We start from the raw sequence: 15,340 nt of genomic DNA, 5'->3' as shown, positions 1-15,340 counted from the left end.
ATTATTTTTCTGAATCAATAAGCCCTTTAACAAGCCATTTTTGCATCAATAAGATCACGACGGTCGGAGGAATCAGCATTAAAATGACGCTTGCCATCACAATATTCCAGTTAATTGGTCCACCGCCGGAATCTATCATTTGACGTAAACCGATACCGAGTGAAAACATCTCTTCACTTGTAGTCATTAGCAAGGGCCATAGGTATTGGTTCCAACCATAGATAAACTGAATGACAAATAATGCCGCAATACTAGGTATAGAAAGCGGGACGAGAATATCTTTAAAAAATGTCATTGCTTTTGCACCGTCCATTTTTGACGCTTCCAACAATTCTTGCGGTACGGTGGCGAAGAATTGGCGAAATAAGAATGTAGCTGTAGCGGAGGCTATGAGTGGAATGGTTAATCCGGCATAGCTATTGATCATACCTAGGTTCACTACGACTTCATAAGTCGGAATAATCCGAACTTCAACCGGTAACATTAAAGTTACGAATATGAGTCCGAAAACCAGCCCTCGTAGCGGAAAGCGGAAATACACAATCGCAAAGGCGGATAATAAAGAAATACTGATTTTGCCTATTGCGATTAAGAGCGTCATGGTAAATGTTACCCATAACATACGAGATACGGATAATGCACCGTCTGAGGAATCATTGCCGACAAGCGCAGTGGTATAATTTTGTATCAGTTGATCACCGGGCAATAGCGATATCGGCACGGCTACAACATCTGTTGCCGTATGGGTAGAAGCGATAAAAGCCAAATAGATCGGGAAACAGATCAGTAAAATAGCAAGCCATAGGCTGCAATGGGAGAAAAAATTTAACCAAGGGCGATTTTCAACCATAATTAATGCCCTCCTTTTTGATCCATATAGCGGAATTGAATGAGAGTAAGTAGTAATACTGCCGCCATTAAGATGACGGATTGGGCCGCAGAGCTGCCGTAATCCATAGACATAAAGCCTTCTACATAAATACGATAAACTAAGGTCGATGTCGATTTTCCCGGTCCGCCTTTGGTTAGTGAATCGATAATGGCGAAGGTATCAAAAAAGGCATAGACGATATTAATTACGCAGAGAAAGAATGTCGTCGGCCATAACAGCGGTAACTGAATCGTAAAAAAACGTTTCCACGGTCCGGCGCCATCAATGGCTGCGGCTTCAATAAGCGATTTGGGAATTGCCTGTAATCCGGCGTAGAAAAATAGAAAATTATAAGAAATTTGTTTCCAAACGGATGCGAGAATGACCAACCACATCGCTTGTGAGTCGTTCATTTGATGGTTCCAGTCAATGCCGATATGTTTTAAGAGATAGGCAATTACACCGAAAGAAGGAGAAAACATAAATGCCCATAAAACGCCTACGATAATTGGCGATATGGCATAAGGTAAAATTAAAAATGTACGGTAATAGACTGCACCTTTTACGACTCTGTACATAAAGAATGCGGTCAGTAAAGAGAGAAGCAAGGCAAGCAAAGTTACCCATAAGGAAAAATAAAGGGTGGTATAAATTGAATCCCAATACGTTGGATCATGCCAAAGACGTTTAAAATTATCCAAGCCTACCCAATAAGTCGTGGTACCGAATATATCTTGCATTTGAAATGATTGATACAACGCTTGTATCGCCGGCCAATAGAAAAAAATACCGATAATCAGCAATTGGGGCATCAATAAGAACCAAGGCAGAAAACGGTATCCTGTATATCGAGTCATATTTCTTCCTACGTATAAAAGCAATATCTCCCATTCGGATAAGTCCTAAATGGGAGAATATAGGTAGATTATTTATTAACGGCTCTAAAACGTTCCAGTAATTCATTACCGCGTTTTACAGCACTATCTAACGCTTGTTGTGCCGTTTTTTTGCCACTCCAAACTTGTTCCAGTTCTTCATCTACAATCGTACGAATTTGAGGCATATTACCTAGACGAATACCACGAGTACGTTCGGTTGTTTTGCGTACCATTTGCTCTACCGGCACATCTGTTCCCGGATTTTGTTTATAGAAACCGGATTGTTCCGTGATTTCATACGCTTTTAACGTAACCGGTAAATATCCGGTACGCATATGGCTATTTGCTTGGACTTGAGGCTGAGAAAGGAAATCGAAGAATTGTGCAATACCTTTATAGTGAGATTCGGGTTTGCCGGCGAGTACCCATAAGCTTGCACCACCGATAATCGTATTTTGCGGCGCACCTTTCACATCCTCGTAATAAGGTAACGTCGATTCCCCGAAAGTAAATTTAGCATCACGCTTAATGCCGGAATAAGAACCTGACGAACCGATGAAAATCGCACATTCACCTGATACGAAAGCCGGTTGTGAAGCACTTTCACGACCTTTATAAATAAATAGTCCGTTTTTCGCCATATCCGCTAAATTATCAATATGACGAACGTGCAATGGAGAATTGAAAGCCAATTCGGTATCTAAGCCGTCGAAACCGTTATTTTTCGTTGCAAAGGGTACATCGTGCCATGCTGAAAAACTTTCTAATTGTGTCCAACCTGTCCAAGAAACAGTAAGCGGACAAGAACTCCCTGATTTTTTCAATTGTTCTGTCACGTCACGTACATCTTTCCAAGTTTTGGGCGCTTTTTCAGGATCTAAACCGGCTTTTTTGAAACTATCTTTATTGTAGTAGAGAACGGTTGTGGAGCTATTGAATGGAAGAGATAACATTTCACCGTTAGGGGCGGTGTAGTAACTGCTAACAGCGGGGATATAATCGGACGGGCTAAATTTCACACCGGCATTTTTCATGATTTGAGATACGGACTTCGTTACATCTTTCGCATAAATCATAGAAGCCGTACCCACTTCATATACTTGTAAAATGTCCGGGGCATTACCTGCTCTTACTGCTGCAATACCGGCTGCCATAGATTCGGGATATTCACCTTTGAAAACCGGAACAACTTTATATTCCTGTTGGCTCTCATTAAACTGCTGGGCTAAATCATTGACCCATTCGTTTAATGCGCCTCCCATAGAGTGCCACCACTGAATTTCTGTTACGGCGTAAGCCGGTGTACTTAAAGCAACGGCGGTGATTAATGCGGTTTTGGTGAATAAGCGTTTCATTTTTTACCTCGCTATCGTTAATTCTGTTAGTTCAAATCCACATATGTGCATTGGCATGTAACAAAGATAACAAGGAATTATGGCAACTTAATGACAGATTAAAAAAGTAAAGTGCGAGGTTTTTATGCTCTCACTAGGATAAAAACCTAATAGGATAAATAATTTCGGATATGTAATATCGAAAAGAAAGTAAGAAAAAGCGGTGGCATTTTTGCAAAATCTTGCAGAAATCCCACCGCTTGTTTTTATATGAAATTATTTCATTTTTTCATTGGTTAGTAATTTACCTTTGAATTCACCGGTCAGTGATTCTAAGAAAGCAACAATCTCATTGAGTTCGGTTTCAGAGAAGTTCTTATTGCTTTGGTAAATACCCATGATACGAACCGCTTCTTTTAAGTCTTTCGCAGTTGCATCGTGCATATATGGTGCGGTTAATGCTACGTTACGTAAAGTCGGTACTTTGAAGCGATGCATATCGCTCGGATCTTTCGTAAAGGCATAACGTCCTTGGTCCGCTTCGGTTAATTCCGTACCGCGATCTTTGAAGTAATCGGCATATAAGCCCATATATTCGAATGATTGTCCGCCCATTGCCGTACCGGTATGGCAAGTATCACATTTCGCATTTTTGAAATGTTCATAGCCACGTTTTTGTACGTCGGTTAGCGCATTTTGCTCGCCTTTTAAGAAGCGGTCGAATGCACTGTTCGGCGTAATAAGCGTTTTTTCATATTCACCGATTGCATCGGTGACGTTCGCTTGCGTAAGAGTCGGGTAAATCTCGTGGAAACGTTTCATAAATTCTTCGTCTTTACTGAGTCTGGCGAGAATTTCATCCCAGTTTTTTGAACCCATTTCAACCGGGTTTACCGGTGGACCGCCCGCTTGATCCGCTAAGGTTTTCTCACGACCGTCCCAGAATTGCCATTTATTAAATGCGGCATTAAATACCGTAGGTGCGTTGATCCCGCCTTTTAGACCGTTAATCCCTTCCGATACTGGTAAATTATCCACCCCTGCTTGTGCAAGTTGGTGACAAGTATGACATTGAATCGTACCGTCATCAGACAAACGTCCGTCAAAATAAAGTCCTTCACCTAAAGCGACTTTATGCGGATCTGTCGCTAATTTATCAGGAATCGGTTGAACTAAGCGGGTAGCGTCTGCGCCTTCCGCTTTAGGTAGGAAATGCGCTTGGCGTTGCGCTGTGATCCAATCTAAAATGATTTTTTTCTGAGCTTCGTCAGGACGTGAACCCCAGTGTACATGAATATATTTAGCAACCGGCATTTCATCGTTGCGAATAACTTGTTCTAATTTAGCAAGATCAGCTTCTGAAAGTTTGCTCGGATCTTTCATTCCTTCGATAAGGTGATCAAGACGGAAGAACTTAATACCTTTTTCAATATCTTCAGCGATAACCTGACCTGCAATAGGTAATTTGGTATAAGCCGGTAATTCAACATTAGGTGAGTGACAATATTGACAACCGTTTTCGAACATCACTCCAGCTACCGCTTTATGCGATTCGGGTAAATCTGCGGATGCCAATAATTTAGGCGCTTGCTCTTTGTCAAACCAATAGGCATAACCCACCAGTGAGAAATAGCCGATGCCGGCAGCGGCTAATGCCGAAAGTAAATATTTTTTCATAAATAAATCTCCTTGAAATTGAGATTACATTATCCCTAAAAAGAGTGATATATTTTTTGAGTATGATCAATAGTTTTAATCTATAATAACTATCTCAATAATAAGTATAAACGATGAAAGAAAAACGCCCACCGAAGTGAGCGTTTAAAATCTGTTAAATGAATAGGTAAATTATGCTTTTTTCAGAAATTCGGATTTCAGCATAATTTTGCCGCAATCTACGTTATGGTCACCATTCACTAAGCGGATACCTTTGAATTTCGTACCCTTTTTCAATACTTCGGACGAACCTTTGAGTTTTAAATCTTTAATTAACAGTACATCATCACCGTCAGCTAATAAATTACCGTTGCTATCTTTTACAATTAGCTGGTCTTCATCTTGTTCTTCAATTTCTTCGCCCGTCCATTCGTGAGCACAATCAGGGCAAACAAATTGAATAGAATCGTGATAAGTATTTTCGCCTTTACATTTCGGGCAAGCAGGGTATGTCATAAAAGTAAATCCTCAATGTTATAAAAGGTCGTTATTTTATAATGAAACGCCATAAAAAGTAAGCGGTCTGTTTTGAGGAGAAATTTGCAAGAATTTCTTCAAAATAGACCGCTTTATGCTCAATATCTATAGCTACATTGCCGCAATATATTTCAACATTACACCGGCTGCGATTGCAGAACCGATTACACCGGCTACGTTTGGTCCCATAGCGTGCATTAATAAGAAGTTTTGTTTGTCATATTCCAAACCGACTTTATTTGATACACGTGCTGCCATTGGCACGGCAGAAACACCGGCAGAACCGATAAGCGGGTTAATTTTATTTTTGCTGAACTTGTTCATCAATTTCGCCATTAATACACCGCTGGCGGTACCGATACCGAAAGCAATCACCCCTAATACTAAAATGCCTAAGGTTTGTGGTTGTAGGAATTTATCCGCCACTAATTTCGCACCGACCGATAAGCCAAGGAAAATCGTCACGATATTGATCAGCGCGTTTTGAGCCGTATCATTTAAACGTTCTACCACACCGCTGACACGCATTAAGTTACCGAAACAGAACATACCGAGTAACGGTGCCGCATCTGGCAATAATAACGCCACGAGTAAGAGCAAGATAATCGGGAACAGAATTTTTTCTCGATTGCTTACTGTGCGTAATTGCACCATACGGATTTTACGTTCGGCATCTGTAGTTAACGCTTTCATAATCGGCGGCTGAATCAACGGTACTAGCGCCATATAAGAGTAAGCCGCTACTGCAATCGCACCGAGTAATTCAGGCGCAAGTTTACTTGCCAGATAGATTGCGGTCGGGCCGTCCGCACCACCGATAATACCAATCGCGGCCGCTTGCGGTAGGGTAAAGTCAATAATACCTAACCAGTTCAAACCTAAAGCACCGAGTACGGTGGCGAAAATGCCGAATTGTGCCGCTGCACCTAATAAGAGCGTACGAGGGTTGGCTAATAGCGGACCGAAATCTGTCATTGCACCGACACCCATAAAGATGATGAGCGGAGCAACCCCATAACCGATTGCCACTTTATAGAATAACGCTAACACACCGGCGGTATAGCCCATATCTCCGGCAATCACTTCTAACTCGTTTTGTACCGAAGGTGCGGCTAATGCAATCGCTTCTTTAATACTGTTTACATCCAAACTTGCGCTATTCACTTTTGCAGCGATAATCGCAAATTGTTCGGTTGTGCCGTGATGTAACAGATTATCTAAAGCGGTCATTGCCAAACCGGCTTCCGGAATATTAGATAACAAACCGCCGAAGCCTATAGGTAGTAAAAGGAGCGGTTCAAAGCCACGGGCAATTGCAAGCCAGAGCAATAATAGACTTACCGCAATCATAATGGCTTGTCCTAGCTCCATATGCATAATGCCCATGCCCTGAAACAGAGCGATAATACTTTCCATATCAACTCCCTATTGTTTAAGCAAGATTCATTAATACTTGATCAACGGCAACGACATCACCTTGTTTTATCGCAATACCTTGAACCTTACCGGCTTTGGCTGCACAAATTTGTGTTTCCATTTTCATTGCTTCAAGAATGAGTAACACATCACCTTCCGCCACTTGCTGACCTTCGCTTACTTCCACTTTAAGAATGTTACCCGCCATCGGCGCTTTAACCGGTTCAGCATTTGCACTGGTTGCAGCAGCCGGTGCTACAACTTGTGGTGCGGTAGCTGGTGCTGTCGGTGCAATATTAGTAATATCACCACCCTCGCTTACTTTCACGACAAAGGCTTTGCCTTCAAGTTCAACTGTATAAACTGCAGGACCTGATTGCGGTTGTGCTTTTGGTGCTGCTGCCTGAACCGGTTTAGCGGATTCTGCAGTCGGAGCCGGTTCGAATGCTGCCGGATTATTACGATTTTCTAAGAATTTCCAACCGACTTGTTGGAATAACGCCACGATTAGCACGTCATCAATCGCATTTTCTGAAAGCGTAATGCCTTTCTCTTTAGCCTGTGCAGTTACTTCCGCTACTAATTTGTCAATTTCCGGGGCGATATGGTTTGCCGGACGATCGGTAATCGGCGTAGCACCTTCAAGCACACGTTCTTGTAGTACTTTATTAACCGGTGCAGGCGTACGACCGTATTCGCCTTTTAAAATACCGGCAGTTTCTTTGGCGATAGTTTTATAACGCTCGCCCATTAACACGTTCATGACTGCTTGAGTACCGACGATTTGTGAAGTTGGCGTCACAAGTGGAATATTACCGAGATCTTCACGGACGCGAGGGATTTCTTGTAATACAAGATCAAGTTTGTCACTTGCATTTTGTTGTTTTAACTGGCTTTCAAGGTTGGTTAGCATACCGCCCGGCACTTGTGCTACTAAAATACGGCTGTCTACACCACGTAACTGACCTTCAAATTTCGCATATTTTTTACGAACGTCACGGAAGTAAGCTGAGATTTTTTCAAGTTGAGGAATATTTAAACCGGTGTCATAAGGTGTGCCTTGAAGTGTTGCGACAATAGATTCGGTTGCCGGATGACCGTAAGTACCGGACATTGAAGAAATAGAAGTATCCACACCATCAACACCTGCTTCAATCGCTTTTAATAATGCCATTTCCGCCATACCAGTGGTTGAGTGGCAGTGTAAGTGAAGCTCTACGTCATAACGTTTCTTAATTTCACTGACTAATTCGTACGCAGCCATTGGGGTTAAGATACCTGACATATCTTTGATAACAAGTGAATCTACCCCGATTTCCAATAATTGTTCGGTTACGTCTAACCACGTTTGTAAGGTGTGTACCGGACTGGTGGTATAGCTTAACGTGCCTTGTGCATGCCCGCCGTGTTTTTTAACCGATTGTAATGCAGCCTGCATATTGCGAGGGTCATTTAACGCGTCGAATACACGGAATACATCCATACCGTTTTTTACACAACGTTCTACAAAACGATCTACCACATCATCCGCATAATGGCGGTAACCCAATAAATTTTGTCCGCGTAATAACATTTGCAGTGGTGTATTCGGAATTGCTTTTTTTAATTCACGCAAACGTACCCAAGGATCTTCGCCTAAAAAACGGATACAGCTATCAAATGTTGCACCGCCCCATGCTTCTAAAGACCAATAACCGATTTTATCCAATTCGGCTGCAATCGGTAGCATATCGTCTAAGCGTAATCGTGTCGCAAATAAAGATTGGTGTGCGTCACGTAAAACAACATCAGTAATCGCAATTTTTTTATTTTGAGTAGTCATGATAAAAATCCTCTATTATTTTAATCCTTGTTGGCGACGATGATGGGCAATAGCAGCCGCAATCACGGGGCGTAAATGTTCTAAATCGTTAGCTGGAGTTGCGCTTGGCGCAGGTTTTGCTACTGGAGCGGAGATAGGTTCTGGGAAGTATTTATTGATTAGTGTAGAAATAAAACTAATTGCATAAATCAAAACAATTAGGAAAAGTAACACGAAGCCCATTCCTGAAATCATTAGGTTTATGCCTTCACCAAAGAGTTCTGCATTTGTCATAAATATACCTTTAAGTCTATTGTATTAACTTGTTCAAGATAGCTAAATTATAATTTTCCTGCAAATAATTTAGCCTAGAAATGCCAAGCGGTTCACATTTTTTATCTCACAATGAAAAAGAAATAGTCAAATTTAACAAATTTTTTGCAAATTTCACTCCAAATATGACCGCTTATCAAAAGATTAACGGACACGTTGAACCAAGGCAGAAATATCTTCGGCAAATTTTTCGGTTTCAGCCATTGCTATAATTTGCTCATGCGAATATTTTTTAGCATCATAGACCACGACAATACTTGTATCGCCAACTTGCAGGAAGTTGCTTTCGCCAAATTCAGTATAGCGAGTAGCACCAATACTAATTACCGCTTTTGTCGGGTAATTCGCTTGTTTAAGTAATTCTGCAATATGATTCATCGGTCCTTGATCCGGTTGGTTATTCATCTTGTCTACAATCCAGTTCAGCAGTTTTTGATGAAAATAACTATAGCTTACTGCAGGGCTGTCTTCGCCATATACATTAAGTTCACCGTCACGTTTATGGAAACAAGCGATATGGTAATTATCTAAAACGCAACCCTGTGCAAAATGATCTAAAGGAATAAGTGTTTCAGAAATCCCTTTTGACGCGTTGCCCCAATTTTTCTTTTCACAAATTTTACGTGCATTAGGGCGGCGGATAGAGCAGTCATTGTAAGCGGCAAAATGAGTAGGCTTGAGGGCTATGACTTGATTGTTTTGATATTCAATTTTGCAAATCAGTGCAACTTCAGGTTCAATTTGCAAATTGTCGGCATCATTTGGAAAAGTAATCGTATCGTGAGATAAGGGATAAGTTGCGAGGAATTGTTCCGTTGAGTTTAAAGTTTGGCTTGGTACATAGAAAGGAAAAATCGCTTTCGGTTGAATTGCTTCTTCCGTCTTTACTTGCAAGAAATCAGCCGCTTCACCCGCTTGTTCTAAATGACCGGCAAAATTTCCGGCTACGCCTAAACCAATAAAATGTTCTTTTTGCATAATATTTACCTCTATATAAATAAGTTATACGGAATGTAGCGATTAATTTTAGAAAAAGAAAGTGAATTTTTAGGAAAAGTAAGAATGAACTAATTTACTGTTTAAAGATTGGATTTGTTACTTTTTTAACAAAAAAATAATAAAAAATATTCGAATTGTGTTAAATGTGTTCTTTTGATAACTTTTTCAAGATTTTTTTGCAAAAAGTACTTGCAAGGAATGTGAATTTCTCTATAATGCACCTCACACAACGACGCGCTGTTGTGAACGAGAAGTAAATGCAGTGCGTCGTTCTTTTTTGCTCTTTAACAATATATCAGACAATCTGTGTGGGCACTTGTTGATTGACTTGATTTTAAAAAATTATTTAAAACTTGAAGTCTTAATAGGTGCTTAAACTAGAAATTCATATTTTTCTTTTTACTTAACTTGGTTAGGTAAGGGAAGTGAACTTAGCTAAGCAGTATATTGAGCGATTAAACTTTTTGAATTGAAGAGTTTGATCATGGCTCAGATTGAACGCTGGCGGCAGGCTTAACACATGCAAGTCGAACGGTAGCACAAAGGAGCTTGCTCCTTGGGTGACGAGTGGCGGACGGGTGAGTAATGCTTGGGAATCTGGCTTATGGAGGGGGATAACTACGGGAAACTGTAGCTAATACCGCGTAATATCTTAGGATTAAAGTGTGGGACCTTCGGGCCACATGCCATGAGATGAGCCCAAGTGGGATTAGGTAGTTGGTGGGGTAAAGGCCTACCAAGCCGACGATCTCTAGCTGGTCTGAGAGGATGACCAGCCACACTGGAACTGAGACACGGTCCAGACTCCTACGGGAGGCAGCAGTGGGGAATATTGCACAATGGGGGGAACCCTGATGCAGCCATGCCGCGTGAATGAAGAAGGCCTTCGGGTTGTAAAGTTCTTTCGGTGATGAGGAAGGTGGATGTTTTAATAGGGCATTCAATTGACGTTAGTCACAGAAGAAGCACCGGCTAACTCCGTGCCAGCAGCCGCGGTAATACGGAGGGTGCGAGCGTTAATCGGAATAACTGGGCGTAAAGGGCACGCAGGCGGTTGATTAAGTGAGATGTGAAAGCCCCGGGCTTAACCTGGGAATTGCATTTCATACTGGTCAACTAGAGTACTTTAGGGAGGGGTAGAATTCCACGTGTAGCGGTGAAATGCGTAGAGATGTGGAGGAATACCGAAGGCGAAGGCAGCCCCTTGGGAATGTACTGACGCTCATGTGCGAAAGCGTGGGGAGCAAACAGGATTAGATACCCTGGTAGTCCACGCTGTAAACGCTGTCGATTTGGGGATTGGTCTTTGAGACTGGTGCCCGAAGCTAACGTGATAAATCGACCGCCTGGGGAGTACGGCCGCAAGGTTAAAACTCAAATGAATTGACGGGGGCCCGCACAAGCGGTGGAGCATGTGGTTTAATTCGATGCAACGCGAAGAACCTTACCTACTCTTGACATCCAGAGAATCCTGTAGAGATACGGGAGTGCCTTCGGGAGCTCTGAGACAGGTGCTGCATGGCTGTCGTCAGCTCGTGTTGTGAAATGTTGGGTTAAGTCCCGCAACGAGCGCAACCCTTATCCTTTGTTGCCAGCGGTTCGGCCGGGAACTCAAAGGAGACTGCCAGTGATAAACTGGAGGAAGGTGGGGATGACGTCAAGTCATCATGGCCCTTACGAGTAGGGCTACACACGTGCTACAATGGCGTATACAGAGGGAAGCAATATGGCGACATGGAGCAAATCTCACAAAGTACGTCTAAGTCCGGATTGGAGTCTGCAACTCGACTCCATGAAGTCGGAATCGCTAGTAATCGCAAATCAGAATGTTGCGGTGAATACGTTCCCGGGCCTTGTACACACCGCCCGTCACACCATGGGAGTGGGTTGTACCAGAAGTAGATAGCTTAACCGCAAGGGGGGCGTTTACCACGGTATGATTCATGACTGGGGTGAAGTCGTAACAAGGTAACCGTAGGGGAACCTGCGGTTGGATCACCTCCTTACCAAGAATTAAGCGACAGCGAGTGCTCACACAGATTGTTTGATGAATGAATGAGCGTTTAGGTTAGATGAGATGAAAAGTTATTGAAAGATAACGGTATTTAACGTAAAATATTGCGCTCAAATGGCAAAGTGGAGAGCATCTTTAAATGTTGTCCCCATCGTCTAGAGGCCTAGGACATCGCCCTTTCACGGCGGTAACCGGGGTTCGAATCCCCGTGGGGACGCCATTTAAAGATGACTTTTGTTGTCTGAATTGTTCTTTAAAAAATTGGAAACAAGCTGAAAAACTGAGAGATTTTTCAAGTTCGTTAAAGCGAAAGTGCTAACGAATAGATTGAAAGTCTGAGTAGTAAAAAAATCTTGACTGAACAAAAGCAGTCAAGTGTTTAGTTGAATTAATCAACACGTTAAATGTAAAAGTTTGAAAGAACAAGAACATTTGAGGTTGTATAGTTAAGTGACTAAGCGTACACGGTGGATGCCTTGGCAATCAGAGGCGAAGAAGGACGTGCTAATCTGCGAAAAGCTTGGATGAGTTGATAAGAAGCGTTTAATCCAAGATATCCGAATGGGGAAACCCACTAGATGAAGAATCTAGTATTATTAAGTGAATCCATAGCTTAATAAGGCAAACCGGGAGAACTGAAACATCTAAGTACCCCGAGGAAAAGAAATCAACCGAGATTCTGTAAGTAGCGGCGAGCGAAAGCGGAAGAGCCTGTTAGTGATAATCGTTTTGTTAGGAGAATGAGCTGGGAAGCTCAATCGTAGAGGGTGATAATCCCGTATCCGAAAACATTACGATGGTACTAAGCTAACGATAAGTAGGGCGGGACACGAGAAATCCTGTTTGAAGAAGGGGGGACCATCCTCCAAGGCTAAATACTCCTGATTGACCGATAGTGAACCAGTACTGTGAAGGAAAGGCGAAAAGAACCCCAGTGAGGGGAGTGAAATAGAACCTGAAACCGTGTACGTACAAGCAGTGGGAGCGAGAGAAATCTTGTGACTGCGTACCTTTTGTATAATGGGTCAGCGACTTATATTTTGTAGCGAGGTTAACTGAATAAGGGAGCCGAAGGGAAACCGAGTCTTAACTGGGCGAAGAGTTGCAAGGTATAGACCCGAAACCCGGTGATCTAGCCATGGGCAGGTTGAAGATTGGGTAACACTAATTGGAGGACCGAACCGACTAATGTTGAAAAATTAGCGGATGACTTGTGGCTGGGGGTGAAAGGCCAATCAAACCGGGAGATAGCTGGTTCTCCCCGAAATCTATTTAGGTAGAGCCTTGAGCGGACACCTTCGGGGGTAGAGCACTGTTTCGGCTAGGGGTCCATCCCGGATTACCAACCCGATGCAAACTGCGAATACCGAAGAGTGATACTCAGGAGACACACGGCGGGTGCTAACGTCCGTCGTGGAGAGGGAAACAACCCAGACCGCCAGCTAAGGTCCCAAAGTACTAGTTAAGTGGGAAACGAAGTGGGAAGGCTTAGACAGCTAGGATGTTGGCTTAGAAGCAGCCACCATTTAAAGAAAGCGTAATAGCTCACTAGTCGAGTCGGCCTGCGCGGAAGATGTAACGGGGCTAAAACTAGTCACCGAAGCTGCGGCATCAATGGAAACATTGTTGGGTAGGGGAGCGTTCTGTAAGCGGATGAAGCTGAATTGAGAAGTTTGGTGGACGTATCAGAAGTGCGAATGCTGACATAAGTAACGACAAAACGAGTGAAAAACTCGTTCGCCGGAAGACCAAGGGTTCCTGTCCAACGTTAATCGGGGCAGGGTGAGTCGGCCCCTAAGGCGAGGCTGAAAAGCGTAGTCGATGGGAAACGGGTTAATATTCCCGTACTTGGATAAACTGCGATGTGGGGACGGAGAAGGTTAGGTAATCAGACTGTTGGATGTCTGTTTAAGCCGGTAGGTGGTACATTTAGGCAAATCCGGATGTACATAACACCGAGAAGTGATGACGAGTCTCTACGGAGATGAAGTTACCGATACCACGCTTCCAGGAAAAGCCACTAAGCTTCAGGTTTATCTAAACCGTACTATAAACCGACACAGGTGGTCAGGTAGAGAATACTCAGGCGCTTGAGAGAACTCGGGTGAAGGAACTAGGCAAAATAGCACCGTAACTTCGGGAGAAGGTGCGCCGGCGTAGATTGTAGTGATTTACTCACGAAGGTTGAACCGGTCGAAGATACCAGCTGGCTGCAACTGTTTATTAAAAACACAGCACTCTGCAAACACGAAAGTGGACGTATAGGGTGTGATGCCTGCCCGGTGCTGGAAGGTTAATTGATGGTGTTATCGCAAGAGAAGCTCCTGATCGAAGCCCCAGTAAACGGCGGCCGTAACTATAACGGTCCTAAGGTAGCGAAATTCCTTGTCGGGTAAGTTCCGACCTGCACGAATGGCATAATGATGGCCAGGCTGTCTCCACCCGAGACTCAGTGAAATTGAAATCGCCGTGAAGATGCGGTGTACCCGCGGCTAGACGGAAAGACCCCGTGAACCTTTACTATAGCTTGACACTGAACATTGAATTTTGATGTGTAGGATAGGTGGGAGCCTTTGAAGCAGTCACGCCAGTGATTGTGGAGGCGTCCTTGAAATACCACCCTTTAACGTTTGATGTTCTAACGAAGATTGCGGAACGCGGTCTCGGACAGTGTCTGGTGGGTAGTTTGACTGGGGCGGTCTCCTCCCAAAGCGTAACGGAGGAGCACGAAGGTTTGCTAATCACGGTCGGACATCGTGAGGTTAGTGCAATGGTATAAGCAAGCTTAACTGCGAGACAGACAAGTCGAGCAGGTGCGAAAGCAGGTCATAGTGATCCGGTGGTTCTGAATGGAAGGGCCATCGCTCAACGGATAAAAGGTACTCCGGGGATAACAGGCTGATACCGCCCAAGAGTTCATATCGACGGCGGTGTTTGGCACCTCGATGTCGGCTCATCACATCCTGGGGCTGAAGTAGGTCCCAAGGGTATGGCTGTTCGCCATTTAAAGTGGTACGCGAGCTGGGTTTAGAACGTCGTGAGACAGTTCGGTCCCTATCTGCCGTGGGCGTTGGAGAATTGAGAGGGGCTGCTCCTAGTACGAGAGGACCGGAGTGGACGCATCACTGGTGTTCCAGTTGTCTCGCCAGAGGCATTGCTGGGTAGCTACATGCGGAAGAGATAAGTGCTGAAAGCATCTAAGCACGAAACTTGCCTCAAGATGAGTTCTCCCAGTCTATAAGACTGTAAGGGTTGTTGGAGACTACGACGTAGATAGGTGTGGTGTGTAAGCGTAGTGATACGTTGAGCTAACACATACTAATTGCCCGAGAGGCTTAACTATACAACGCTCAAGTGTTTTTGGGCGTGAAGTTAAGAAACTAAACAAAGAACGAAAGACTAAAGACTAGAAAATCAGTGAACAGCTTGTTTCGAATTTAAAGTGCGAATAAAAAGCAGATAAAGAACAAAGAAAAAGACAGATAAAGACGAAGGCGATAG

9 protein-coding genes, 1 tRNA gene and 2 rRNA genes are annotated in these 15,340 nt (G+C 43.4%); 3 read left to right on the top strand and 9 right to left on the bottom strand.

Features of this window, described 5'->3' with window-relative positions:
• Position 1 precedes the first annotated feature (1 nt).
• From ugpE to NYR63_RS07345, 9 genes are all read right to left on the bottom strand, one after another.
• Complete coding sequence (gene ugpE / locus NYR63_RS07385; protein ID WP_279456959.1) at positions 2–850, bottom strand: sn-glycerol-3-phosphate ABC transporter permease UgpE; 849 nt, start codon at positions 848–850, stop codon at positions 2–4.
• Positions 851–852: 2 nt separating this feature from the next.
• Entirely contained in the window at positions 853–1,728 is an 876-nt protein-coding gene (ugpA, locus tag NYR63_RS07380; protein WP_279456958.1) for a sn-glycerol-3-phosphate ABC transporter permease UgpA, read from the bottom strand.
• Positions 1,729–1,796: 68 nt separating this feature from the next.
• Positions 1,797–3,104 (bottom strand): sn-glycerol-3-phosphate ABC transporter substrate-binding protein UgpB, encoded by a 1,308-nt coding sequence (gene ugpB, locus NYR63_RS07375; protein ID WP_279456957.1) that lies wholly within the window; start codon positions 3,102–3,104, stop codon positions 1,797–1,799.
• 255 nt (positions 3,105–3,359) lie between these two features.
• On the bottom strand, positions 3,360–4,760 hold the full coding sequence (locus tag NYR63_RS07370) for a cytochrome c peroxidase (protein ID WP_279456956.1): 1,401 nt from the start codon (positions 4,758–4,760) through the stop codon (positions 3,360–3,362).
• Between the two features lie 171 nt (positions 4,761–4,931).
• A complete protein-coding gene (locus NYR63_RS07365; protein WP_279456955.1) occupies positions 4,932–5,255 on the bottom strand; it encodes a zinc ribbon domain-containing protein YjdM in 324 nt (107 codons plus the stop codon).
• Between the two features lie 132 nt (positions 5,256–5,387).
• Complete coding sequence (locus NYR63_RS07360; protein WP_279456954.1) at positions 5,388–6,692, bottom strand: oxaloacetate decarboxylase subunit beta; 1,305 nt, start codon at positions 6,690–6,692, stop codon at positions 5,388–5,390.
• Between the two features lie 16 nt (positions 6,693–6,708).
• Complete coding sequence (gene oadA / locus NYR63_RS07355; RefSeq protein ID WP_279456953.1) at positions 6,709–8,514, bottom strand: sodium-extruding oxaloacetate decarboxylase subunit alpha; 1,806 nt, start codon at positions 8,512–8,514, stop codon at positions 6,709–6,711.
• A 15-nt stretch (positions 8,515–8,529) separates the two neighbouring features.
• Complete coding sequence (locus NYR63_RS07350) at positions 8,530–8,787, bottom strand: oxaloacetate decarboxylase subunit gamma (RefSeq protein WP_279456952.1); 258 nt, start codon at positions 8,785–8,787, stop codon at positions 8,530–8,532.
• Between the two features lie 183 nt (positions 8,788–8,970).
• Entirely contained in the window at positions 8,971–9,804 is an 834-nt protein-coding gene (locus NYR63_RS07345; protein WP_279456951.1) for a DUF5718 family protein, read from the bottom strand.
• A 487-nt stretch (positions 9,805–10,291) separates the two neighbouring features.
• Between NYR63_RS07345 and NYR63_RS07340 the strand changes: the two genes are divergently transcribed.
• From NYR63_RS07340 to NYR63_RS07330, 3 genes are all read left to right on the top strand, one after another.
• A 16S ribosomal RNA gene (locus NYR63_RS07340) occupies positions 10,292–11,831 on the top strand.
• 152 nt (positions 11,832–11,983) lie between these two features.
• Positions 11,984–12,059 (top strand) — tRNA-Glu (locus NYR63_RS07335).
• 224 nt (positions 12,060–12,283) lie between these two features.
• Positions 12,284–15,182: ribosomal RNA gene (locus tag NYR63_RS07330) — 23S ribosomal RNA — on the top strand.
• The 16S and 23S rRNA genes sit together here with 1 tRNA gene alongside, the layout of an rRNA operon.
• The last annotated feature ends 158 nt before the right edge of the window (positions 15,183–15,340 follow it).

The organism is Actinobacillus genomosp. 1, from assembly GCF_029774175.1.
GTDB lineage: Bacteria > Pseudomonadota > Gammaproteobacteria > Enterobacterales > Pasteurellaceae > Actinobacillus.
Note: the sequence above shows the minus strand (reverse complement) of the source record. Positions and strands in the feature narration are given on the sequence as shown.